The sequence below is a fragment of the Pseudomonas sp. GW823-FHT06E10 genome, assembly GCF_058794995.1.
In genome coordinates this window covers 243,780-265,409 of sequence record NZ_JBXAHJ010000004.1, presented here as the reverse complement: position 1 = coordinate 265,409, position 21,630 = coordinate 243,780, and the positions used below count along the sequence as shown (strand labels likewise).

19 protein-coding genes and 1 pseudogene are annotated in these 21,630 nt (G+C 59.3%); 17 read left to right on the top strand and 3 right to left on the bottom strand.

The features are described from left to right. Nucleotides 1–25: 25 nt before the first annotated feature. The 8 genes from AC1Q6Y_RS09030 (at nt 26) to AC1Q6Y_RS08995 (ending at nt 7,131) form a co-directional block, all read left to right on the top strand. Complete coding sequence (locus AC1Q6Y_RS09030) at nt 26–982, top strand: threonine dehydratase (RefSeq protein WP_492624424.1); 957 nt, start codon at nt 26–28, stop codon at nt 980–982. A gap of 110 nt (nt 983–1,092) precedes the next feature. Beyond that, entirely contained in the window at nt 1,093–1,788 is a 696-nt protein-coding gene (locus tag AC1Q6Y_RS09025; RefSeq protein WP_305734407.1) for a tRNA (adenine(22)-N(1))-methyltransferase, read from the top strand. Between the two features lie 650 nt (nt 1,789–2,438). After that, nucleotides 2,439–3,059: a hypothetical protein gene (locus tag AC1Q6Y_RS09020; RefSeq protein ID WP_154909283.1), complete on the top strand. Its 621-nt coding sequence runs from the start codon at nt 2,439–2,441 to the stop codon at nt 3,057–3,059. Nucleotides 3,060–3,177: 118 nt separating this feature from the next. Continuing rightward, the gene (locus AC1Q6Y_RS09015) at nt 3,178–3,384 is read left to right on the top strand and encodes a hypothetical protein (protein WP_057714895.1); all 207 of its coding nucleotides are present in this window, start codon (nt 3,178–3,180) and stop codon (nt 3,382–3,384) included. Between the two features lie 271 nt (nt 3,385–3,655). Further along, entirely contained in the window at nt 3,656–4,096 is a 441-nt protein-coding gene (locus AC1Q6Y_RS09010) for an Ohr family peroxiredoxin (protein ID WP_492624423.1), read from the top strand. A 78-nt stretch (nt 4,097–4,174) separates the two neighbouring features. Then, the gene (locus tag AC1Q6Y_RS09005) at nt 4,175–4,627 is read left to right on the top strand and encodes an Ohr family peroxiredoxin (RefSeq protein ID WP_057714894.1); all 453 of its coding nucleotides are present in this window, start codon (nt 4,175–4,177) and stop codon (nt 4,625–4,627) included. A gap of 127 nt (nt 4,628–4,754) precedes the next feature. Next, nucleotides 4,755–5,213: a MarR family winged helix-turn-helix transcriptional regulator gene (locus tag AC1Q6Y_RS09000; RefSeq protein WP_057714893.1), complete on the top strand. Its 459-nt coding sequence runs from the start codon at nt 4,755–4,757 to the stop codon at nt 5,211–5,213. A 412-nt stretch (nt 5,214–5,625) separates the two neighbouring features. Continuing rightward, nucleotides 5,626–7,131: a multiheme c-type cytochrome gene (locus tag AC1Q6Y_RS08995; RefSeq protein WP_492624422.1), complete on the top strand. Its 1,506-nt coding sequence runs from the start codon at nt 5,626–5,628 to the stop codon at nt 7,129–7,131. A gap of 268 nt (nt 7,132–7,399) precedes the next feature. Here AC1Q6Y_RS08995 and AC1Q6Y_RS08990 read toward each other — a convergent pair whose 3' ends face one another. After that, the gene (locus AC1Q6Y_RS08990; protein ID WP_492624421.1) at nt 7,400–10,318 is read right to left on the bottom strand and encodes a multicopper oxidase domain-containing protein; all 2,919 of its coding nucleotides are present in this window, start codon (nt 10,316–10,318) and stop codon (nt 7,400–7,402) included. Between the two features lie 386 nt (nt 10,319–10,704). Here AC1Q6Y_RS08990 and AC1Q6Y_RS08985 point away from each other — a divergent pair. The 8 genes and pseudogenes from AC1Q6Y_RS08985 to AC1Q6Y_RS08950 all read left to right on the top strand — a co-directional run. Then, a pseudogene (locus AC1Q6Y_RS08985) lies at nt 10,705–10,896 on the top strand (LysR substrate-binding domain-containing protein); the annotation flags it as partial. Nucleotides 10,897–11,101: 205 nt separating this feature from the next. Beyond that, nucleotides 11,102–11,779, top strand: coding sequence for a thermostable hemolysin (locus AC1Q6Y_RS08980; RefSeq protein WP_150813190.1), 678 nt, complete (start codon nt 11,102–11,104; stop codon nt 11,777–11,779). Continuing rightward, nucleotides 11,769–13,250: an AMP-binding protein gene (locus tag AC1Q6Y_RS08975; RefSeq protein WP_492624420.1), complete on the top strand. Its 1,482-nt coding sequence runs from the start codon at nt 11,769–11,771 to the stop codon at nt 13,248–13,250. Before AC1Q6Y_RS08980 ends, AC1Q6Y_RS08975 begins: the two co-directional genes overlap by 11 nt. Then, nucleotides 13,247–13,921, top strand: coding sequence for an iron-containing redox enzyme family protein (locus AC1Q6Y_RS08970; protein WP_492624419.1), 675 nt, complete (start codon nt 13,247–13,249; stop codon nt 13,919–13,921). The genes AC1Q6Y_RS08975 and AC1Q6Y_RS08970 overlap by 4 nt, the downstream gene beginning before the upstream one ends. Next, nucleotides 13,908–14,717: an SDR family oxidoreductase gene (locus tag AC1Q6Y_RS08965; RefSeq protein ID WP_492624418.1), complete on the top strand. Its 810-nt coding sequence runs from the start codon at nt 13,908–13,910 to the stop codon at nt 14,715–14,717. Before AC1Q6Y_RS08970 ends, AC1Q6Y_RS08965 begins: the two co-directional genes overlap by 14 nt. After that, a complete protein-coding gene (locus AC1Q6Y_RS08960) occupies nt 14,714–15,358 on the top strand; it encodes a tetratricopeptide repeat protein (protein ID WP_492624417.1) in 645 nt (214 codons plus the stop codon). The genes AC1Q6Y_RS08965 and AC1Q6Y_RS08960 overlap by 4 nt, the downstream gene beginning before the upstream one ends. Before the next feature lie 11 nt (nt 15,359–15,369). Beyond that, complete coding sequence (locus AC1Q6Y_RS08955; protein ID WP_492624416.1) at nt 15,370–16,032, top strand: response regulator; 663 nt, start codon at nt 15,370–15,372, stop codon at nt 16,030–16,032. Beyond that, complete coding sequence (locus AC1Q6Y_RS08950; RefSeq protein WP_492624415.1) at nt 16,029–17,396, top strand: ATP-binding protein; 1,368 nt, start codon at nt 16,029–16,031, stop codon at nt 17,394–17,396. Before AC1Q6Y_RS08955 ends, AC1Q6Y_RS08950 begins: the two co-directional genes overlap by 4 nt. A 91-nt stretch (nt 17,397–17,487) precedes the next feature. Here the strand turns inward: AC1Q6Y_RS08950 and AC1Q6Y_RS08945 are convergent, their stop codons facing one another. Beyond that, nucleotides 17,488–18,405 (bottom strand): LysR family transcriptional regulator, encoded by a 918-nt coding sequence (locus tag AC1Q6Y_RS08945; RefSeq protein WP_492624414.1) that lies wholly within the window; start codon nt 18,403–18,405, stop codon nt 17,488–17,490. A gap of 82 nt (nt 18,406–18,487) precedes the next feature. Between AC1Q6Y_RS08945 and AC1Q6Y_RS08940 the strand changes: the two genes are divergently transcribed. Then, complete coding sequence (locus AC1Q6Y_RS08940) at nt 18,488–20,278, top strand: acyl-CoA dehydrogenase C-terminal domain-containing protein (protein ID WP_492624413.1); 1,791 nt, start codon at nt 18,488–18,490, stop codon at nt 20,276–20,278. Between the two features lie 66 nt (nt 20,279–20,344). Here the strand turns inward: AC1Q6Y_RS08940 and AC1Q6Y_RS08935 are convergent, their stop codons facing one another. Then, complete coding sequence (locus tag AC1Q6Y_RS08935) at nt 20,345–21,610, bottom strand: MFS transporter (protein WP_057714881.1); 1,266 nt, start codon at nt 21,608–21,610, stop codon at nt 20,345–20,347. Nucleotides 21,611–21,630 lie beyond the last annotated feature (20 nt).

Sequence of the window (21,630 nt, the reverse complement as noted above, 5' to 3'; positions counted from 1 at the left end):
GGGCAAAACCTCAGGGGGACCTCTCATGCACACACTGACTCGCGACGATATCGAACAAGCCGCTCGCCACGTTTACCAGGTCATGCCCGCCACAGCCCAGTACCCTTGGCCCTTGCTGGCTCAGCGGTTGGGTTGCACGGTGTGGGTCAAGCACGAAAATCACACGCCTACCGGTGCCTTCAAAGTGCGCGGCGGTATCACGTTCATGCACTGGCTCAAGCGCGAGTACCCGGGCGCGAAGGGCATTGTCAGCGCGACCCGCGGCAACCATGGCCAGAGCCTGGCACTGGCGGCTCGCACACTGGGTTTGCAGGCGTTGATCGTCGTGCCGGAAGGTAACTCGGTAGAAAAGAACAACGCCATGCGCGGCTTTGGCGCTGAAGTGGTCGAGTATGGCCGCGATTTCGATGATGCCCGTGAAGAGGCTGCCCGCCTGGCGCACGCGCAGGACCTGTTCCTGGTTCCGCCGTTTCACACCGAGCTGGTCAAAGGCGTCGCCACTTATGCGCTGGAGCTGTTCAACGCAGCGCCGGACCTGGATACCGTTTATGTACCGATTGGCTGTGGATCGGGGATTTGCGGGGTGATCGCCGCCCGCGATGCGCTGGGTCTGGAAACCGAAGTGGTTGGCGTGGTTTCCACGCAGGCGGCGGCTGCACAGTTATCGTTTGACGCTGGCGCAATCTGCGAAACCGCCTCGGCCAACACCTTTGCCGACGGCCTTGCCGTGCGCAAGCCGATTCCTGAAGCCTTTGCCGTCTACGCGGCAGGTGCTGCCCGGATCGTATCGGTCAGCGATGACCAGATCGCCGAAGCCATGCGCGTGTATTACACCGATACCCATAACCTTGCCGAAGGGGCCGGTGCGTCGGCGTTGGCAGCGCTCATCTCGGAGCGTGAAGCCATGTCGGGAAGAAGGGTGGGGGTGATTCTCTCCGGTGGCAACGTCGACAGATCGGTGTATGCGCAAGTGATTGCGTGAAAAGGGCATGACCCTGGTCACATAAATTTGAAATGCACGGCATTGCTCGACAGAATCACGCCCCGATCCGGCCCAAGTCGCCGGACGTTAGTGGTGAAAAGGGGCCGCAGTTGAACGAACAGACATTGTCCATGCGCCTGGAGCGCGTTGCCGCCTATGTGCCAGCCGGTGCGCGCCTGGCCGATATCGGCTCGGATCACGGCTACCTGCCGGTGGCCTTGATGCGCCGTGGCGCCATCGCGGCGGCAGTGGCCGGCGAGGTGGCGTTGACGCCGTTCCACGCGGCCAACCGCACCGTGCGCGAGAACGGCCTGGACTCGCAAGTCACCGTGCGCCTGGCCAACGGCCTGGCGGCAATCGAGCCGGGAGACGGGATTACAGCGGTCAGCATCTGCGGCATGGGCGGCGAAACCATCCGTGACATCCTCGACAGTGGCAAGGCGTACCTGAGCGGTCAGGAGCGCCTGATCCTGCAGCCCAACGGCGGCGAGCAGCCACTGCGCCAATGGCTGATGGACAATGGCTATCGCATCCTCTGCGAGGAAGTGCTGCGGGAAAATCGTTTCGACTACGAAATCATCGTCGCCGAACGCGCAGGGCCGGTGATCTACACCGCCCAGGAGCTGTACTTCGGCCCGTTGCAGATGCAGACCCGCAGCCCGGCGTTCCTGGTCAAGTGGCAGCGCAAGTTGCGCCAGAAACAGAAGACCCTGAGCCACTTTGCCCTGGCGCAGCAGGCCGTGCCCGAGGAGACGGTGCAGGACATCGCTCGGCAGGCCCGGTGGATCACCCAATTGCTGGCTTGAGCAAGCCTGGGGCACCGCCCAAAAAGAACCTCGATTCAGCGTGGGTGTGGCTGAGTCGAGCGAGACGCGTCGACGGCCCCTTCAGGCGACTCGAATTTGCCGGTGACCAGTAGGCAATTTTCGCCATTGGTCGGGGCTGGCGACGAAAGTTCAGCGCAATAGCGGGTTTTTTTTCGGTATGCCAAGAGAATCGATTCAGCACCGTAGCTATGCAGGTTTCAGCCAGGAAAACAGGTACCTCCAGGTGTTGAATTTAGTACCGTTTGTCGAGCGTACTGCTCAAAAAGTGAACGATTTTGATATGCTTCGCTCTGATTTACCGGCAGGCGGATCCTTTGATAGTTCGCGCTGCACTCACTAATAAAATGGACGTATACCTCATCTGCATTGAATGGAATGCGCATGGGGATTTTTTTTACCTGAGACCTGGAGTGATAGTATGTCGTCATCACTGACTTGCTGGGCGAGTCGCTCTCTCTTGTAATACCAAATTATTTAGTTGATTCAATCAATGCGAACTTGATCGTGCAGGCGCAATTAATTAATTAATTCGCATGCCTGGGGCATGGTCAATTTGCACTGCCGCAATAAGTGGAGATGTAATCTTGGATATTAGTACAATTATCGGCCTGATCGGCCAGAAAGAATCCATGGAGTTTTTGCGTTTAGGCGTTGTGTACGTTCACCTGTTGGCTTGCTGCGTAGCTATTGGCCTGGTGTTTGCCAGCGACGCGGCAATGGTAAAGGACTTATTGAAAGGTCGCGTGTCGTCGGGGCACGATAATGAACATATGGCCAGTCTTCAGAAGTCTGTTTCCAATGCGTTGATCTTCTTGTGGGTCACCGGAGCTGCGATTATAGGTATTGATTACCTTGAAAAAGGCATGACCTATTTTGCCAATCCGAAACTTCAAGCAAAAGTTATTATTGTATTGTTGCTGACGTTCAACGGCATGCTGTTGCACCGCTATGTATTGCCGGCAATGCTGAAGGCCGGTTCGCTGCTTGATCTACAGATCAATGTGCGAATGTTTGCCCTGTTCTCTGGCGCACTGTCGGGCGTGTCCTGGTTGTATGCCGCCATGCTCGGTGTCGGTCGACCGCTGGCCTGGAAGTATTCGCTCACCGAGTTGCTGATGGCCTATCCGGTGTTGATCGTGCTCGGCTTTGCGATGATGGTGGCGCTGACCCAGTGGGCGCGTAAGCGCAACGAAGCAACTCCGGTTCACGAAACTTCGTGGTTGTTTGCGGGTATTCCTGCGCTGCGCTGAACTGACGAGGCTCCAGGAAAAGACGGGTGAACCTGTCTGAACCTTTCAAACATCAGACCCCCTCCTTGTGAGGGGGTTTTTTGTGTGTGGGGCTCAGGAAATCAAAGAACCGGCTCGAATGGCCGGTTTTTTTTCGAGTGAAAAACGTCCATTTCACTTCAGCGCCAAAGCGTTGATCGTCATGGGTGAAAGCGATCCGATGCGCGTAACCGGGGGCTCCGGAGGGCCGGACGGTGAGAAGCCCATCATCCTTTCCGCAAGGGAGAGGGTAGCGAGGTTGATCTCGCGTCTACCGCTCATCGGCAAGGCACAAAATAAACTTTGACATCATTGGGGCTTTGGTTGAATATTCATCAATCGCATACGATCTAATCGGTAGCGATTAAAAGTAATGACAACCCCTGCCGTTTGGAGACTCAGCCATGAACACCGGAAGCCGCCGCACAATGTTTATCTCAACCGCTCACGCTTCCCATGGCCAAAACGGCAACAACTGGATCATTGCACACGCCAATTGATGAACGTTGTCTTTTTAAATATCACTAATATCGCATGCGATATAATCGCACGAAATATCAAGTCCTGAGGAAGTCCCCATGAGCAAGATCGAAAAAGTACTGGCAACCGGCAAAACCCACACCACCCACAGCGGTGTCGGCGGTCACAACGGCAACCTCGATATCGAACTGTCGTCACCGGGTTCCGCCCATCCGGCCCACGTCTTTACCGCTACACAGCCGCACCCGAAAGCCGAGCAACTGTTTGCCGGTGCTTGGTCTGCCTGCTACACCGCGGCAGTGGGGCTGGTGGCCCAGGAGCGCAATATCGTGTTGCCGACGGATATGGCCGTCGACATCGAAGTGGACCTGGGCCAGACTGGTCTGGCCTATTTCCTTCAGGCCCGACTGACCCTGCGAGTGCCAGGGCTGGCACACGATGTCGCGACCGAACTGGCGCACATTGCCGACTCCATCTGCCCTTACTCCAAAGCCACACGCGGCAATATCGACGTTGCCCTGAACGTTATTACGGCGTGATGCCTGGATGCGTCACTAATATCGCATGCGATAAAAGCGTGCGCGAACATAACTCACTGTAATCCTGAGGGAATCATCATGAGCAAGATCGAAAAAGTACTGGCCAGCGGCAAAACCCACACCACTCATAACAGCGCGGGCAACACCTCGCGCGGTCATAACGGCAACCTCGATATCGTGCTGTCGTCCCCCGGCAGCGATACACCGGCACACGTGCTCACCGCCGTCCAGCCGCACCCGAAAGCCGAGCAACTGTTCGCCGGAGCCTGGTCGGCCTGCTACATCGCAGCGGTGGGGCTGGCCGCCCAACAGATGAAGGTGACACTGCCGACCGACACCGCCGTCGACATTGAAGTGGACCTGGGCCAGACCGGCGCGGCTTACTTCCTCCAGGCCCGACTGACCCTGCGGGTGCCGGGGCTGGACCAGGGGGTGGCGACCGAGTTGGCCCACAACGCCGATGCAATCTGCCCTTACTCCAAGGCCACACGCGGCAATATTGATGTCGACATCAACGTCCTGACGGCATAACCCACTACACGGCCAGCTCACCGGGGATTTCCCCGGTGAGCTGGCCGTCGGCGTTTATACGCACTTCCGATACCATCGCGTACGACGTATAGTTTCGGTCTCGCAAGATTGAGCCAGGAGAACGCCCATGAAAAACACCGACAAGACATCCGCCCTGGATCTCAAACTCACCGACTTCCTGTGTTTTGCGGTCTATTCCACCAACCTGGCCTTCGGCAAGGCCTACAAGCCAATGCTCGAACGGCTCGGCCTGACCTATACGCAATACATCACCCTCGTTGCGCTGTGGGAGGAAGACAACCAGACCGTTGGCAGCCTCGGCGAAAAGCTGTTTCTCGAATCCAATACCCTCACGCCGATCCTGAAGAAGTTGGAAGCGATGGGTTATTTAATGCGCCAGCGCGACCCGGAAGACGAACGCCAGGTGCGGATCAGTCTGACCAAAGAGGGGCGAAAACTGCGCGAAGGTCTCACCGAAGACGGCTTCCCGCAAACCGGTCTTGATCCCGACGACTTCGTGCAGATGCAGAAGGCCATTGTGAAGTTACGGGGCAATCTCATTCGATCGACCAAGGACAGAGAGTAAGTCGTATCGAGTAAAGTGAGTGGCCCCGGATTTGCGAGGTGCACCCCGCAAAGAAACCCTGGTCCTCCCGTCTGACACCCCCCCGATTCGGAGTGAGCCCCCCACTAATGGGGGCTATTGCTCAGCGGTATTCGCATGTTCATTAACCGGTTACTTCAATCGCTGGCCAATGTTTGCGGATCTTTCAGGTCACCGCGCCTATTTTATACAACGCTGGCAGAGTAATTGCTGAGTGAGCTTGTCCCGTTCATGCAAGGTGCAGGGCCGGGATGCTGTGGATCTGTCAGTACTCCATTGAGTGATTGCCTGTAGCCATCGGTTTGCATCACGAAGTAGCCCTGGCTTCTCAATACCGGGCTTACTCAATAGAAGTACTGCAGTCATCCTCTGCAACCGTCCAGGGGAAATGCTTATGAGCCACTCCAGACATACGTGTGCACAGGTAGCGCTGCACCGGTTGTGCTTTCTAACCTGTCTGCTGACGGTAACGCTGGTGGTGGCTGACGAACCTCAGGGCAATGACAATCAAAACAATGAGAAGTGGCTGGAGCCGGCACGCTCCAGGCTCATGCATGTGATTGGCGCGATGCCGTTCTTTCCGCATCGGGCCAATACCACCGGCAACCTGGTCTTGAATGTGAAGGACTTCGACAATGCCCAGGTCTGTGGCGCTTGCCATACGGAGATCTACAGGCAGTGGCGCTCGTCGATGATGTCCCAGGCCTGGGATGAGCCCATCTATCGGGCCTTGCTCAAGCGTGCGAGCGCGGCCACCGAGGGCAAGGTCGATAACTTCTGCACCGGCTGCCATACCCCGATCGGTCTCACCACCGGGCAGATCACATCGCAAGTCAACCGCTCCTCGATTGAAGACAGTGCGAAGAATCATCCGATGCCCGGGGTCGATTGCGACACCTGCCACAACATCAGTGCCCGCACGGGCCTCGATAACGGCGCCTATGTTCTGAGCCCGCGAGCGCACGGGAAACCGACCAAGTTCGGCCCGCGCAAGGATGCCGTTTCGCCTTATCACGACACCGTGTATTCCGCTCTGCACACGCGCTCGGACTTTTGCGGCACCTGCCACAACGTCACGCACCCGTTCAGCAGCGTGGCGGTGGAGCGCACTTATGACGAATGGCAGGAGAGCACGTACAGCCTTAACAATGTGACCTGCCAGAGTTGCCACATGCCGGGCTTTGCGGGCAAGGCCGCGATCATGGGGCCAGACCGCAAGGAGGTCGCCTCGCATTGGTTCAGCGGAGCCAACGCGACGATGCTCAAGCATCTTGGTCAGGAGGAGGGCGCGCAACGCGCACGCGACATGCTCGCGCGCGCGGCGCAAATAACGTTCCAGCAACTGCCGGCCGCCATCATTCCCGGACAATACGCCTCGGTAGCCGTCAAAGTGACCAACGTCGGCGCCGGGCACAAGCTGCCAACCGGCTTTCCCGAGGGGCGGGAGATGTGGATCGATTTTCGGGTGCAGGATGCCAGTGGTCGCGAGCTCTATCGCCTGGGTTCGATCAAGGACGGCAAGACCGAAGTCAACACGCGAAATTTCAAAGTGCACATAGGCGACAAGAACGGCAATCCGTTGGACGTCGAGGTCTGGAATGCCACGCAGATACTCTCGGACAATCGCATTCTGCCCAAGGGCTACAATATCGGGGAGTTCTCCTTCCTGGTGCCGGCCGACGCCGTCGGACCGCTGACCCTGACAGCCGATCTGAACTACTGGCCGTTTTCCCAGAAGCTGGCCGACTATCTGCTCGGCAAGGATAAGCTGCAGGTGGAAATCACCCGGATGGCCAATGTCACGCAGAGCGTACCCCTGTCGACCGGATCCGATACGGCGAAGCGGGCGATACCCGCGAAGTTGAAACTCGACGACGCTAGCGCTTACTACAAAGAATGAACATGTCATTACCATCGTCGAACAGGTAACGCGTCACGGACAGCCACTGCATCCAGTAACTCGCGCTATAGCAAATGGGTCTTGTGGGGCTGGTAACTGCGCAGCAAATCAACATGCAGACTGTGGTGGCCCAGTCCCCGTCGAAGTCTGCCAACCATGTCCGCACCGTCGACTTTCAAGCCGGCCTGGCGCAGGCACACCTCAACCAGGATGTGCCCACGCTCGGTCAACTTCACCGCATTGCTCAGATAGTTGAGCAGAGACTCCGCTAGCCTTTGCCTCCGCTAACACCGCTGCCGCTACTACCGCTACCGCTACCGCTACCGCTACCGCTACCGCTACCACTGCCACTGCTATCTTCCTGGTTATTGTCGACCTCGACCTGTGGTCCCACACCATCTCCCGTACGGAATGTCGGTAACGCAACCGAGGCCACGAATCTCACGCCGTCCCAGCTTGGCAATGGAGTGGGCATCAATTGGAACTGGCCCGGGTGCTCAGAGTCCCAGCGCAGCAGCATCGACGTGTCCTCATGCTGTGTGTTGTGGCAGTGCTCCATGTAGGTACCGGCAAACTCACGGATGCGGATGGCCATTTCGACATTGTCGAGGCTCTCAGGATGACGACCTATATTGTAGATATCTTTGCGCGCCCCTTTTTCCCATTCGGGTGGTGTCTTGCCACCTCGAGTGAGAATGATCCCTTCCTCGAAGTGCACATGCACCGGGTGACTCCAGCCGTTGCCGCCGTTTTCGATCTTCCAGATTTCCAGCGTGCCTTCACCCTTGAACCCTGCCGGTGTCGGGCCAGTGGCCAGTTGTGGTGCGGCTGAAATCCGGCGCGGGTCCATGTTGAAGCCTTCGCCGCCATCGGTCTTGATCGTCCAGGGCTTGAAATCCGTGCCGTTGGAGCGGCCAAAGATAAAGGTGCGGTGCCGCGCCTGGGCAAGCCGGGCGATATCGGCAGGGTCATCACGGTGCAAGGGCAGGGGGATCATGAACTTGCCCTCGGGCTTGCCAGGCTTGGCGGGCTCGAAGTCGACCGGATTCATGCTGACATCCTGGCCGGTGTAAGGCTGGACGTTCAGTTGCATGAACGCGCCCACGCCCGGGTCACCGTTGACCCACTGTGGCCCGTGGCTGGTTTGCCTGACAACGGGCAGGTACTTCCCGGAGAGTACATCCGCCAATGGAATGTCACGTTCGGGACGCTTGCCGTTTTCATGCTCCTCGATGTTGACGAAGAAAATCCTGTCGCCCGGCTTGATGCCGTTTTTCGCGAAGTCGACGACGATGTCATAGCGTTCGGCAATGCCCTGTATCGGCAAAATGGCATTGTGGTCCTGTGTGTCGCCGTCGCCATCGAGGTCCAGGCTGCCATCGAACGGCACTGCGTGCTCCATGATATTGCCGTCGTTGGCAATCATGTGGAACGGCACCCGGTTGTATGAAACCCCGGAGCTTTTCGGGCCAGGAAACTCGCCACCATTACCATTGACCTGACGCACCAACGCCAACTTGAAGTAGCGAGAAACCGATCCGTTGAGAATGCGCAAACGGTAGCGGCGGGCACGCACGTCCAGGAAGGGCTTGTACTCCCAGTTGGTCAGGACCTGATCACCGAGAAAACCGTCGGTATTGAAGGGGTTGAACCACAACTGGCCGGCCTTGTCCCAGGCCTTGTCGGCGATCGTCAGGTTGACGTCATAGTCGCGGTTACCCCACCCCAGCCCCGAACCGCTGGGCAGGCGCAGGTTGACCCCGTCGTCGACCGACTCGTTGCCACGATCCACGGCGCTGTAGTAGTTCATCATCGTGGCATTGCCCTTGTAGACATTCTGCGCGGTGAAATCGAGCATGTGGTCGTGGAACCAGTGGGTGCTCATGGTTTCGCGCCAGTCGCCACGGATCTTGATGGTGCCGCGGTCGCAGGTCTTGAAGCCGGGGTTGGCGTCGTTGACGAAAAGCTCTTCACCGGGGTCGCACGGGAACGCCGCACGCGGATCCTGAGCGCTGGTATTGATGCTGTCATAGCCGGCCAACTGGATCGGCCAGCGATAGTCGTAGTACTGACCCGGGAAGAAGAACGCGTTGGCAAAGCCATCGCTTTCCGCAGGCGAGTGGCCGTTATGCTCGTGGGTGGAGATGGTGTGCAGGCCAAAGCCCCGGTTGGCCGATGGGTCAATGGGCAAGGCATCGTAATGACGCATCAGCATCGCCTGGCCATAGCGTACTTGCAGCAGTTTGGGCGGAAAGGTGCCGTCGAATGTCCACAGCGCATTATGGTCCTGGACAGGGAAGTTGTCGTGAAATTGCACTTGTATGCCCTTGGTTGTGCCCTCGTTGGCCGGGTTGCCGCTGGTGTTGTGATAGAGCCCGCCTGGCGCAAATTCCCCCACGGCGTAGTTATGCCGTTGCATACGATCACGCAAGCCGCTGTTGACGTGCGCGCCTGCTTGCACAGTCTTGAAGGCGTTGCGCGGGAAAAACTCATTGAAACGCTGGTGCGACCAACCTTTTCCCGGTGGCCGGCCTTCTGCGGGCGAATCGACTCGGCGATTGAGGAAATCCTCGATCTGCGCCTTCCACGGGTTGCGGTCCAGTACATTGGAGAACTCTGTCGGGAAGGGCGTCAAAGCTGGCTGCCTGAGAAAGGCATCCAGCGCAGCCGGCGACGGGCCGCTACGCGCCACCTTCAAGGGATCCTGCGCCGGTGCGGGCCCCAGCGTCGGAACCGGAAACGGAACAGGTGATGGAGGGTCGGCCGCATCCAGTTTGTTCGAGCCGAACTCCTCGAAAAGCTCAAGCTTCTGTGTGAACGGTTGAACCCCGAACACCGGGCTGGCATTACCGTTAGTGGGGATATTGAAGCTGGGTTGCAGATCGGGTGGCAGCACATTGTCGACCAAGGGGGTCTGGCGGTTACCGGCCACACCATTGGGTAAGTCGAAGGCGCCGACGTTTGCGGGAGGCTGCTTGAGCAAGTCCCTCAATGCGGCATTGGGGTCGGCGGGCGGATTGGTGAACGCCGATGGGTCGGTAGGAGGCGGGGGATCGGTGTTGTCGAGGGGGACTGCCTGGGTCTGGGACAAGCCCAGCCCCAACATGATCGCGGCAGCAGAGATACTCAGCGCCAGCCTGGTTTTGGACAAAAGACTAGGATTCAACCTTCCGGTATCCAGTTTCATCGCAAACACCTCTGACGGGTTCCTCGGAGCGTGGCAATAGATGAGCAACGAGTCACGGCTCCTGGCCCGGCTGGCGAAACGTTTGATTGCGAACCGGGATGGGAACGATGCAAATTTCCCGCCGAAAGTGACAGGAGGTGACTAATGGCTCTACGCCACGCCCCCCTTGTCCGCTGGCTTCAAACTGGTGTATGAGCAGCCAGGATGAATACCCCGATGACGGGGAATATCCCCCAATAAAGGGTGCGATTGTGCGGGGTGTCTGGGCCAGGAGAAGTGGCTGTTTTCTGAATGTATCGATGACCGGTTGCTTTCATTCGTCCCGACTTCATCGGTGCCCGCTGTTGGCAGAAGTGACTAGTGCGTGAGGGCAGGGATACTGACCACTGGACCTGGGTATCGTTTTGCTGCCCGAGAGCATCGCTGAGCAAGACCTGATCAATGGAAAGCTGCTTAAGGTCTTGCCTCAATGGCACGCCACTTCGGTTTCAGTGTATGCGCTGACCGAGACGCGCCTGTTGCCGGCGAAAACCCAGCGCTTCATCGAGTTTTTGCGCGATCAACTGGAAGGCGCATAAGCGTCCGCGCCATGAGTAACTGTGGCCAGCCAGTCGGGGGCTCCGGTTAAACCCCCGTATTTGTTGGCCTAAGTCCGTTCCTGAAGCAGGCCATGGCATGTCATTACGGACTGTCACCAAGGCGACAATCGTTTTTTCACCTTCAGACTTCGTTAAGAAATGCCTTTGATACTTCTCCCCAATTGATCCGGGGGAGATGTTTTCAATGTCCGATTTCAACTGGAACGTTCAGTTGCCGCTGCACTTTGGCCTGACCGAAGCGCAGCAGATGTATCTCGTCAGGGCCTTGCCGGACGCCCCGCAACGAAGTGCCTTCGAAGCCTTTATCCAGCAACGCTTTCGTAAGGCCCACGGTGCCGATATTCGCCACTTCATGCCGGAGCTGTTTGGCATGAGCGAGGCGTCCGGCGCGCTTTGCGCGGTGATTGGCGTGCGTCTGGCGCGCAGCGGACCGCTGTTCCTGGAAGGTTACCTGGACGATGCGATCGATCCGCTGATCAGTGCCGCGGCCGACCAGACCGTAAGCCGCTCAGCCATCGTAGAGGTAGGCAACCTGGCTGCCAGCGACACCGGCAGCGCACGGATGAGCATCATCGCGATGACCTACCTGCTGGCCATGGGGGGGCTGGAATGGGTTGCCTTCACCGGGAACCTGGGGCTGGTCAATAGCTTTCACCGCCTTGGCTTGAAGCCCGTGACCCTGTGTGCTGCCGACCCGGCGCGTCTGGGCGAGGACCGCCACGCCTGGGGCAGCTACTACGAAAGCAAACCGTGGGTTCATTTCGGCAATGTTCGCTCCGGTTTCATTCATTTGCGCAACATTGGCCTGTTCAGTCGCCTGGGCTTGCCGACCTCTATTGAAGGTGCCTGCCATGTCGCCTGAAATGGAGCGCTTCAAACAGACCCTGCGTAATCATGCTGAGCAAAAAACCAACGCCATTGCGTTGTGGGGCGATCATCTGAAGCTGGACTACGCCACGCTGTATGCCGAGGTCATTTTTCGCCAGCAGCGCCTGCGCGATGAACGGGTCAGGGTGGTCGCCCTGGCGCTGGACAATGGCGTCGAAGCTCTGCTCTGGGACCTGGCCGCGTTGTTCGAGGGTTTGACCTGTGTAGCCTTGCCGCCTTTTTTCAGTCCGGCGCAACGCAGGCATTGCCTGGAGCAAAGCCAGGCCGAGCTCGTCATTGCCGAGCCGCAATTGCACGACGAACTGCTGGCGACCGGGTATCAGAAGTGCGGCGAGTTCTGGCACCGCACGTTCAATGGCCCGAACCGGATGCTTGAAGGCACTGCCAAGTTGACCTTCACCTCGGGCACCACAGGCACACCCAAGGGCGTGTGCTTGAGTGCCGACAGCATTCTGCGGGTCGCTTATGAGCTGCACCTGGCCAGCAAACCCACCGATCCGCAACACCACTTGGCGCTGCTGCCGCTGGCCATTTTGTTGGAGAACATCGGTTGTTACGCTGCACTGTATGCCGGCGCCACCTTGAGCCTGCCCGGCCCGAAAACCCTGGGAATTGAAGGCGCCAGCGGTGTGGATGTGCCGACATTGTTGAGTTGCCTGGCCAGCCGATCGCCCCAGAGTCTGGTTCTGGTACCGCAGTTGTTGCTGATGCTGGTCAACGCTGCCGAGCAAAAGGCTTTCGACCCACAGCACCTGCGTTTTGCCGCCGTGGGCGGCGCCCGGGTCGGCGAAGATCTACTGCATCGCGCTCAACGCGTGCGCATACCCGTCTATGAAGGTTACGGGCTGTCGGAATGCGCGTCGGTCGTGTGCCTCAATCGCCCGCAAGCATGGCGCCCCGGCAGTGTCGGACGGCCATTGCCCCATGTAGAGATTCGCCTGGCGGAGGACGGCGAAGTGCTGATCAAGGGTTCAACCTTGCTGGGCTATCTGGGAGAGGCACCGCACACCGCCCAGTGGTGGCCCAGCGGCGATCTCGGCGAGTTCGACGCCGAGGGTTTTCTTTACCTCAAGGGACGCAAGAAACATCAGTTCGTTACCAGTTTCGGGCGCAACGTAAACCCCGAGTGGGTGGAAGCCGAATTGACCCAGCGCGGGCCTGTTGCCCAGGCCTTCGTCTATGGCGAGGCCATGCCTCACAACCATGCGCTGCTCTGGCCCCATCGCCCGGACTGCACCGACGAACAACTGGCCGCCGCCGTGGCCCAGGCCAACGAGGCGTTGCCCGAGTACGCCCAGGTCCACCACTGGAGCCGGCTCGACCAACCCTTCACTGCCACCAACGGCTTGCTCACCGCCAATGGCCGGCCCCGCCGTGACGCGATCGTCGAACGCTACCGGGGGCAATTGAGCGAATCTGCATTTTCCGAGGAATCCGCACCATGAGTTTTTTTGACACGTTGCAAAAAGCCACTGAGCAAGAACGCATTGAGTTGTTCAACCTGCCGATCATCCGTGATGCGCTGGAGGGCGACGTCAGCCTGGAAAGTTACCGGGCCTTTCTGGCTCAGGCCTATTACCACGTGCGCCATACCGTGCCGTTGATGATGGCCTGTGGTGCGCGGTTGGCATCACGTCTGGAATGGCTGCGCGAAGCGGTATGTGAATACATCGAGGACGAATACGGCCACGAACAATGGGTACTCAATGATATTGAAGCCTGCGGCGGTGACAGAGCCGCTGTACGGGACGGACGCCCGTCATTGCCGATCGAATTGATGGTCAGCTTCCTCTACGACCTGATTGCCAGGGACAATCCGGTGGGTCTGTTCGGCATGGTCAACGTACTTGAAGGCACGAGCATCGCTTTGGCGACCCACGCCGCCGGCAGTATTCGCCAGCACCTGGACTTGCCGGAAAGCGCCTTCAGCTACCTCAGTTCCCACGGCTCGCTGGATATCGAACATATGCAGACCTACCGTCGATTGATGAACCGTCTTGAAGACCCGGGCGACCAGGCCGCCGTCATTCATGCCTCCAAAGTGGTGTACCGGCTCTACACCGATATGTTTCGTGGCTTGCCGCGTAACGGGGAGAATCTGCATGCGCCTGTCTGAAGCTCGCGTCGTGTTGACCGGTGCCAGCGGCGGCATCGGCCTGGCCATTGCCACCGCACTGTGCGCCAGTGGTGCCCAGGTGCTGGCCGTGGCTCGGCATCGGGAACCGTTGGTGCCGCTGCTTGAGCGTTATCCCGGTAACCTGAGTTGGGTCCGTGCGGACCTGACGTTGCTCTCCGACCGCCGTCAGGTGTTGGCGCAGGCCCAGGGCATCGGTGGCATCAACCTGCTGATCAATGCCGCCGGGGTCAATCATTTCGCCATGCTCGAACAGCTGGACGACAGCGAGATCAATTCGATGCTCGCGGTGAACATCAGTGCGCCCATGTGCCTGACAAAACTTTTGTTGCCGCAGCTAAAGCAAGCCGCCAGTGCCATGGTGGTAAACGTCGGTTCGACCTATGGCTCCATCGGCTACCCCGGCTACGCCAGTTACTGCGCCACCAAGTTTGCCCTGCGCGGGTTCTCTGAGGCCCTGCGCCGGGAGCTGGCCGACACTCGGGTCAGTGTGCTTTACGTCGCCCCGCGAGCGACCCGTACCAGCATGAACAGCCCGGCGGCCCAGGCGCTGAATGATGCGCTCAAGACCAATGTCGACGATCCGCAAGCCGTGGCGGCCGCAGTGATTCACGCCATTGCCGGTGACCGTCGCGACTTGTACCTGGGCTGGCCCGAACGTTTTTTTGTACGCCTGAACAGCTTTTTGCCCCATCTGGTGGACCGTGGGTTGCGCAAACAATTGCCCCTGATCCGCCGCCTGAGCCACAAACCCGACCAGGAGAATGTCAAACCATGAGAAAGATCATCGCTTGCCTACTGCTTGGCGCAATGAGCCAGAGCGTCTGGGCGCTGGACCCCGCCGACCAGCAACGCCTCAACGGTATCCAGCAAAGCTGGGCGCACATTCAATACGAGTTGCCCGCGGGGCAACGGACCGCGGCTTTTGAAAAGCTGGCCGCTCAGGCTTCGAGTTTCAAGCAGGAGCGCCAAACGGTGGCTGAGGCCTGGATCTGGTCTGGCATCGTCACCAGTAGCTGGGCGGGCGCACAGGGTGGGCTGGGTGCGCTGAGCAAGGTCAAGGATGCGAAAGCCGATCTGGAAACAGCCTTGACTCTGGACCCCAAGGCCCTGCAAGGCTCAGCCTATACCAGTCTGGGGGCTCTCTATGACCGCGTACCGGGCTGGCCCATCGGTTTCGGCGATTCGGACAAGGCCGAACAGTTGCTCAAGCTGGCATTGCAAATGAACCCCAACGGCATCGACAGCCTGTACTTCTGGGGCGATCACCTCTACCGTCAGAAGCGTTATGTTGAAGCCAGGGCAGCGCTGCAAAAAGCCTTGCAGGCTGCGCCTCGACCTGGCCGCGAGAGCGCTGACGTCGGGCGCCGCAAGGAGATCGAGACGCTGTTGGTGGATGTGAACAAGAAACTCGGCTGACAGGAGACCCTGTGCGCTTATTACTCATAGAGGATGACGTGGCGCTCGGCGAGGGTATTCATCAGGCCCTCAGCCGGGAAGGTTATACCGTCGACTGGTTGCAGGACGGCAACAGCGCCTTGCACTCGCTGCGCAGTGAAATCTTCGATCTGGCGGTGCTCGACCTTGGCCTGCCACGCATGGACGGTCTCGAAGTGCTCAGGCGCTTGCGTGACAGCGGTTCCAATCTGCCGGTGTTGATCCTGACCGCGCGCGATGCCACCGAAGACCGTATCGCCGGTCTGGATGCCGGCGCCGATGACTACCTGATCAAGCCTTTCGACCTGGCAGAATTGAAGGCGCGCATACGTGCGTTGCTTCGTCGCAGTGCCGGGCGTGGACAATCGCTGATCGAGCACGCAGGTATCAGCCTGAACCCCGACACCCAGCAAGTCAGCTACAAAGGCGAGCCAGTAGCCCTGACACCTAAGGAATACCAGTTGCTCCACGAACTGCTCTCGCCACCGGGTCGGGTAATGACTCGCGATCATCTGATGCAGTTGCTGTATGGCTGGAACGAGGAGGCCGAAAGCAACACCCTGGAAGTGCACATCCATCACCTGCGCAAGAAGTTCTCCACCGATCTGATCCGCACCGTCCGTGGTATCGGCTACTTGGTGGAGGAGCGTCGATGAGCTCTATCCGGCGTCGGACCCTGGTCCTGATCATCGGCCTGATGCTCGCCGGCCTGGCCGTGATCAGTGTGTTGAATCTGCACGACAGCAACCACGAAATCGCCGAAGTCTATGATGCCCATCTGGCCCAGAACGCTCGCCTGCTACAAGGCGTCATGCGTATGCCCATGGTGAGCAAGGAACATGCGGATCTGTACAAGGCTTTCAACCAGGCCCTGAACGAGGCAACGCCCGGGGGCGAGGGGCATCCGTATGAAACGAAAATTGCGTTTCAGGTCTGGAACGCCAGGAACGAAGTGCTGGTACATACGGCCAGTTCTCCGTCCTTCAGCACACCCGCGGTCACACCAGGTTTCAGCGATGTAGTCGACCTGAACAACCGGCATTGGCGTGCCTTCCTGCTTGTAGACAAGCAGAACAACCTGCGCATCTGGGTGGGCGAACGGGACGACGTGCGAATGGACTTGGTGGACCGCATCGTACGCCACACACTGTGGCCCAATATCCTGGGGAGCTTGTTGCTGGCCGCCATGATCTGGCTGGCCATCGGCTGGGGACTCAAGCCACTGGTCAATATGGCTGCAACGCTGCGGGCCCGGCATCCCGGTTCACTCGAACCCTTGCAATTGACGCCGCTACCCACTGAGCTTGAGCCCATGCAGGCCGCCCTCAATCGTATGCTCGCGCAAATTCAGGACGTCATGGGGCGCGAGCGACGCTTTATCGCCGACGCCGCCCACGAAATGCGTACACCACTGGCCGTGCTCAGGATCCACGCTGAAAACCTGATGGCGGCGGGGAGTGAAGCGGATCGTCGCGCATCGCTCGAATTCTTGATTGCCGGCGTGGACCGTACCAGCCGACTGGTTAACCAATTGCTGACGATGGCTCGTATAGAGCCTACAGCAGGGACTAAAGCGCCTGTGCCTATTGATCTGGCCAGCACCGTTCGCGAAAGCCTGGTTCAGTTGACGCCCTGGCTACTGAGCAAGGGGCTCGAGCTGGTTTTTGATGTCAGGGACGACATCAGTCTTGCCAGAGTCGACCCCGCTGCGATCGATATTGCCTTGAACAACCTGGTGACCAATGCGGCGAATTTCTCTCCCCGGCACGGAGTGATCACCGTCAGGCTCGTAGAAAAGGAAAATAGCTACGAACTGACTGTCGAAGATGAGGGGCCGGGCATCAATGAGCAGGATCGTGAACGGCTTTTCGAGCGTTTCTACTGCAGCGGAAATCATCAGGGTGCAGGGTTGGGGCTGACTATCGTCAAGGCCATTGCCGATCGCTTTGGCGGGCAGATCAAACTGGAGAACCGCAGCCCTGGAGGGTTACGCGCTACGTTAGAAATTCGTCGCTCTTGAAGTTGTTCCTGGTGTTGTCTGGCGCAACCGAAAAAACACTTCGGCAAACCCCAGGCGTTGGCTCAGGCAAGGCGTTATGCCGGGCGTCCGTTCAAGCCGGCCGCACCGCCAGGATTTGCTCGATCAGCCACGCCAGCGCCGGCTCATGTTGGCGTTGCGCCAGATACACCAGTTCGAGGTGGAACGAGCCGACGTCGAAGGGCAGTTCGAACACCTGTAGCGGTAGCAACTGCGCGAATTGATTGGCCAATTGGGTCGGCAGGACGACGCTCAAGTCGGAATGGGCGACCAGGTGCGCCGCCTGCAGGTAGTTGGGCGTGGTGTAGACGATTTTGCGCGACAGGCCTTGCTTGCCCAGCCATTGGTCGACCATGCCCCGCGACTGGCCGCCACTCACCCAGAGATGACGCTGCCCCAGAAAGTCATCCAGTGTGAGTGTGTCGTGTGCCAGCGGATGCTGCTTGCGCACGGCCAGCCGCAGGGTTTCGCTGTGCCAGGTCCGGCGGGTGAAACGCGCTGGCACTTCTTCGAAGCGTCCCAGAACCATGTCCAGTTCACCCCGATCCAGCAGCTCGGCAGGAAGGCTGGGGGCCAGGTGAGCAACGTCGACACGCAGGTTTGGCGCCAGCTCTCCCAGACGTGCCAGCAAGGGCGGCATGCACAGCTGCTCGACAAAGTCGGTCAGGGCGATGCGTACCTGCTGCTGGCTCAGGCGTGGGTCGAAGGTTTCCCCGGCATTGAGTGTCTGTTCGATCTGTTGCAAGGCCGCGCGAATCGGCCCCTCAAGCGCCAGCGCCCGGGAGGTGGGTTGCATGTGGCGGCCAACCCGCACCAGCAAGGGGTCGTCGAACAGTGAACGCAGGCGGGCGAGGGCGTTGCTGACGGTGGGCTGGCTGAGGGCCAGGCGCTCGGCCGCTCGCGACACGTTCTGTTCGCGCAGCAGCATATCGAGGACGCGGAGCAAATTCAGATCGAAGCTTTTTAAATTCAAATTACAAATACCAGGCATATGAAAATGAAATTTCAAAAATAGTAGGCGCCTGCTTAGGGTGACGGCAATCTTTTCCACTGCGCCAACCCATGAGGCCGACATGAATTATCAAGCTCCCCTGCGCGACATGCGTTTTGTGCTGCACGAACTGTTCGATGTCAGCGGCCATTGCGCGCGGTTGAACAATGGGCTGGACCGGGAAACCATCGACGGCGTCCTCGAAGAAGCCGCCCGCTTCGCCGCCGAAGTGGTCGCGCCGCTGAACCGCAACAGTGACGAGCAGGGCTGTCAGTTGATCGACGGCCACGTCACAACGCCCCAGGGATTTCGCGACGCCTACCGGCAGTACGTTGATAACGGCTGGGCGAGCATGACCGGACCGCTGGAGTTCGCCGGCCAGGGTTTCCCGCAGCTGATTTCGGCCAGCTTCCACGAAATGCTGATGGCCGCCTCGTTGTCGTTTCGCATTTATTCCGGCCTCACCGAAGGCGCGGTGCTGGCTCTGCATCGCCATGGCAGCGAGGCGCTCAAGCAGGCTTACCTGGAGAAAATGGTCAGCGGTGAATGGTCCGGTACCATGTGCCTCACCGAGCCCCAGGCCGGTACCGACCTTGCCCTGCTGCGAACCCGTGCCCAACCTCAAGCCGACGGCAGCTATCAGGTCAGCGGCAGCAAGATTTTCATCAGTGGTGGCGAGCAGGACCTGACCGCCAACATCGTTCATCTGGTCCTTGCCCGTTTGCCGGATGCACCGGCCGGGGTGAAGGGCATCAGCCTGTTCCTGGTTCCCAAGTTCATGGCCGCTGCCGATGGAACTCCGGGGCCGCGCAATTCGCTGAGCTGTGGCGCACTGGAACACAAGATGGGCATCAAGGGCGCGTCCACCTGCGTGATGAACTTCGACGGCGCACAAGGCTGGTTGATCGGTGAAGCGAATCAGGGGCTGGCCTGTATGTTCACCATGATGAACGATGCACGCTTCCAGGTTGGCTTGCAGGGACTGGGCATCGCCGAGGCCGCCTTCCAGGGTGGCCTCGCTTATGCCCGTGAGCGCCTGCAATCGCGGGCCATCAGCGGCCCGGTGGCGCCGGACAAGAGCGCCGACCCGATCATCGTGCACCCCGATGTTCGGCGCATGCTGCTGACGCAAAAAACCTTGAGCGAAGGTTGCCGCTTGCTCGCGGCCTACACCGCCCTGCAACTGGATCTGGAACACGGCGACCCGCAACCCGAGGCTCGCCAGAAGGCGAGTTGTCGGGCAGCGCTGCTGATTCCGATCGTCAAGGCCTTCTTTACCGACGTCGGCCAGGAAGTCGCCAGCCTGGGCGTTCAGTTGTACGGCGGCCACGGTTACATCCGTGAGTGGGGTATGGAGCAGTTGATGCGTGACAGCCGCATCACTCAGCTATACGAAGGTACCAACGGTATCCAGGCGCTGGATCTGCTGCGGCGCAAGGTGCTGGGCGACGGCGCAACGGAACTGGGCGCCTTGATCGATGAGCTGGCCGTGCATGTCGACGCGGCCGGCTCGCAAGCAGCGCTGAGGCAAATGGTCGAGGCAATGCAGCAGCGTCTCGTCGAGTGGCGTGAACTGGGTACCGAGGTGGTCGAGGCGTGTCGGCGTGATGTGCAGGAAATCGGCGCCATGTCGGTGGACTTCCTGGCGTACAGCGCTTACGTGCTGGTGGGCGGGCTGTGGTTACAGGCGGCTGTGCGTGCCCAAGCGGCACTGGATGCTGGTACCGACGAACCCGGGTTCTATCGGGCCAAGCTGCAAGCGGCGGATTTCTACTGGCGCCGGGTGCTGCCCCGTGCCAGTGGCCACCGCGAAAGCCTGCGGGGCGGAGCCCATTGCCTGATGGCCATGGACGAGGCCGATTTCGCCTTTTGATGGCAGCACAGTGCGGCGGTAACCGAGAGACCCCGGTTACCGCCGCACTGCATGCACCGTCTATGTTCAGGCTTGCGCGGCGCTGACCTTGCCAGTGATCGTGGCATTCTTGCGGACCGCTTGATACAGCAGGCTGGACACCATGAACCCGACAATGGCCAATACGCTCATCAACGAGAACACGTAGTTGTAGCCCTGCTGACCCGGGAAGTGATCAAGGATGGCGCCATAGATGACGTAGGCGAACATGCCGGGCGCATAGCCGATCAGGCAACCGATCCCGAAGGCTGAACCGGTGATGTGCTGGGGAATGCCGACTTCACCCATGGGTGCCCAGAACACGCCGCGCATGGAAAAGACAATCAGCGCGAAGGAGAGGGTGGCCGCCATGCCTGCGTAGATGAAGTCCGGGCTTTTCGGGATGAGCATGATGACACCCATCAGCGGCAACAACGCCAGGAATGCCCACTTCAGATAGCGGCTGGAACTCTTGAACTGTTTGTCGGCAATGAAGCCACCGGCAGGGCCGCCCAGGATCTTGAGGAAGTACTGGTTGATGATGCCGTAGGCGCCCACCAGGGCCACGGGCAGCTCGTACATTTCCTTGAGGTAGGGAATGAAATAGGTCAGGCCGCAGTACACGATGTAGACCATGAACACGTTGAGGCTGACCAGCCAGATGCCCGGCACCTTGATGGCCTCGAACAGGTTCGACAACCCGTTCTTCGGCTTGACGGTCGACTGGGTTTTGCCGCTCTTGAGCAGCAGCCAGGTCAGGGTACCGGCAAGAATGTCGATGACCGAGTAGAACAGGATCGCCGATTTCAGACCGTTTTCACCGGAGCCCATGGCGACAAAGACGCCCAGCGCAGAGAAGGCGACCAGGGTATCGATGACGCCACGCCCGCCTTCGAGCAGGCCGAACAGGCGACCCTGTTCCTTATCGTCGCCCAGGTTGCGGATGGCTTTGAGCAGCGAAGGCCAAAAGAGGCAGTCGGCACACACGGCCAGCAGGCAGAACACCACCAGCAGATTGCTGAAGGGCGGGAAGGTCGCCAGGTAAAGTCCGAGGCCGCCGGTACCGATCAAGCCAAGGGGGATCAGCTTGCGCGTGTCGTACCGGTCGGCAAGCATGCCGCCCACCACGAACAGCGCGGTGGCGATGATGGCGTTGGCGCTCAGCAGCACGCCGATTTCAGTGTGGGACAGCCCCATGAATTCTTGCATGGGGATGTAGAAGGCGTCTTTGAGATTCGCCAGCTTGTAGATGGTGCCGCCACCGAGGATGAGAATCAGGAATCTGAGCCATTTGGCCTTGTCTTGGGATGTCATTATTGTTCTCCAGGCATTAT

Bases quoted from the DNA above. Each gene is read 5' to 3' on its own strand.
- AC1Q6Y_RS08940 (WP_492624413.1), top strand. From the start codon at position 18,488: ATGAATTATCAAGCTCCCCTGCGCGACATGCGTTTTGTGCTGCACGAA.
- AC1Q6Y_RS08935 (WP_057714881.1), bottom strand. From the start codon at position 21,610: ATGACATCCCAAGACAAGGCCAAATGGCTCAGATTCCTGATTCTCATC.
- AC1Q6Y_RS08980 (WP_150813190.1), top strand. From the start codon at position 11,102: ATGTCCGATTTCAACTGGAACGTTCAGTTGCCGCTGCACTTTGGCCTG.
- AC1Q6Y_RS08970 (WP_492624419.1), top strand. From the start codon at position 13,247: ATGAGTTTTTTTGACACGTTGCAAAAAGCCACTGAGCAAGAACGCATT.
- AC1Q6Y_RS08995 (WP_492624422.1), top strand. From the start codon at position 5,626: ATGAGCCACTCCAGACATACGTGTGCACAGGTAGCGCTGCACCGGTTG.
- AC1Q6Y_RS08960 (WP_492624417.1), top strand. From the start codon at position 14,714: ATGAGAAAGATCATCGCTTGCCTACTGCTTGGCGCAATGAGCCAGAGC.
- AC1Q6Y_RS08950 (WP_492624415.1), top strand. From the start codon at position 16,029: ATGAGCTCTATCCGGCGTCGGACCCTGGTCCTGATCATCGGCCTGATG.
- AC1Q6Y_RS08965 (WP_492624418.1), top strand. From the start codon at position 13,908: ATGCGCCTGTCTGAAGCTCGCGTCGTGTTGACCGGTGCCAGCGGCGGC.
- AC1Q6Y_RS09005 (WP_057714894.1), top strand. From the start codon at position 4,175: ATGAGCAAGATCGAAAAAGTACTGGCCAGCGGCAAAACCCACACCACT.
- AC1Q6Y_RS08945 (WP_492624414.1), bottom strand. From the start codon at position 18,405: ATGCCTGGTATTTGTAATTTGAATTTAAAAAGCTTCGATCTGAATTTG.
- AC1Q6Y_RS08990 (WP_492624421.1), bottom strand. From the start codon at position 10,318: ATGAAACTGGATACCGGAAGGTTGAATCCTAGTCTTTTGTCCAAAACC.
- AC1Q6Y_RS09010 (WP_492624423.1), top strand. From the start codon at position 3,656: ATGAGCAAGATCGAAAAAGTACTGGCAACCGGCAAAACCCACACCACC.
- AC1Q6Y_RS09000 (WP_057714893.1), top strand. From the start codon at position 4,755: ATGAAAAACACCGACAAGACATCCGCCCTGGATCTCAAACTCACCGAC.
- AC1Q6Y_RS09020 (WP_154909283.1), top strand. From the start codon at position 2,439: ATGGAGTTTTTGCGTTTAGGCGTTGTGTACGTTCACCTGTTGGCTTGC.
- AC1Q6Y_RS09015 (WP_057714895.1), top strand. From the start codon at position 3,178: ATGGCCGGTTTTTTTTCGAGTGAAAAACGTCCATTTCACTTCAGCGCC.
- AC1Q6Y_RS08975 (WP_492624420.1), top strand. From the start codon at position 11,769: ATGTCGCCTGAAATGGAGCGCTTCAAACAGACCCTGCGTAATCATGCT.
- AC1Q6Y_RS09030 (WP_492624424.1), top strand. From the start codon at position 26: ATGCACACACTGACTCGCGACGATATCGAACAAGCCGCTCGCCACGTT.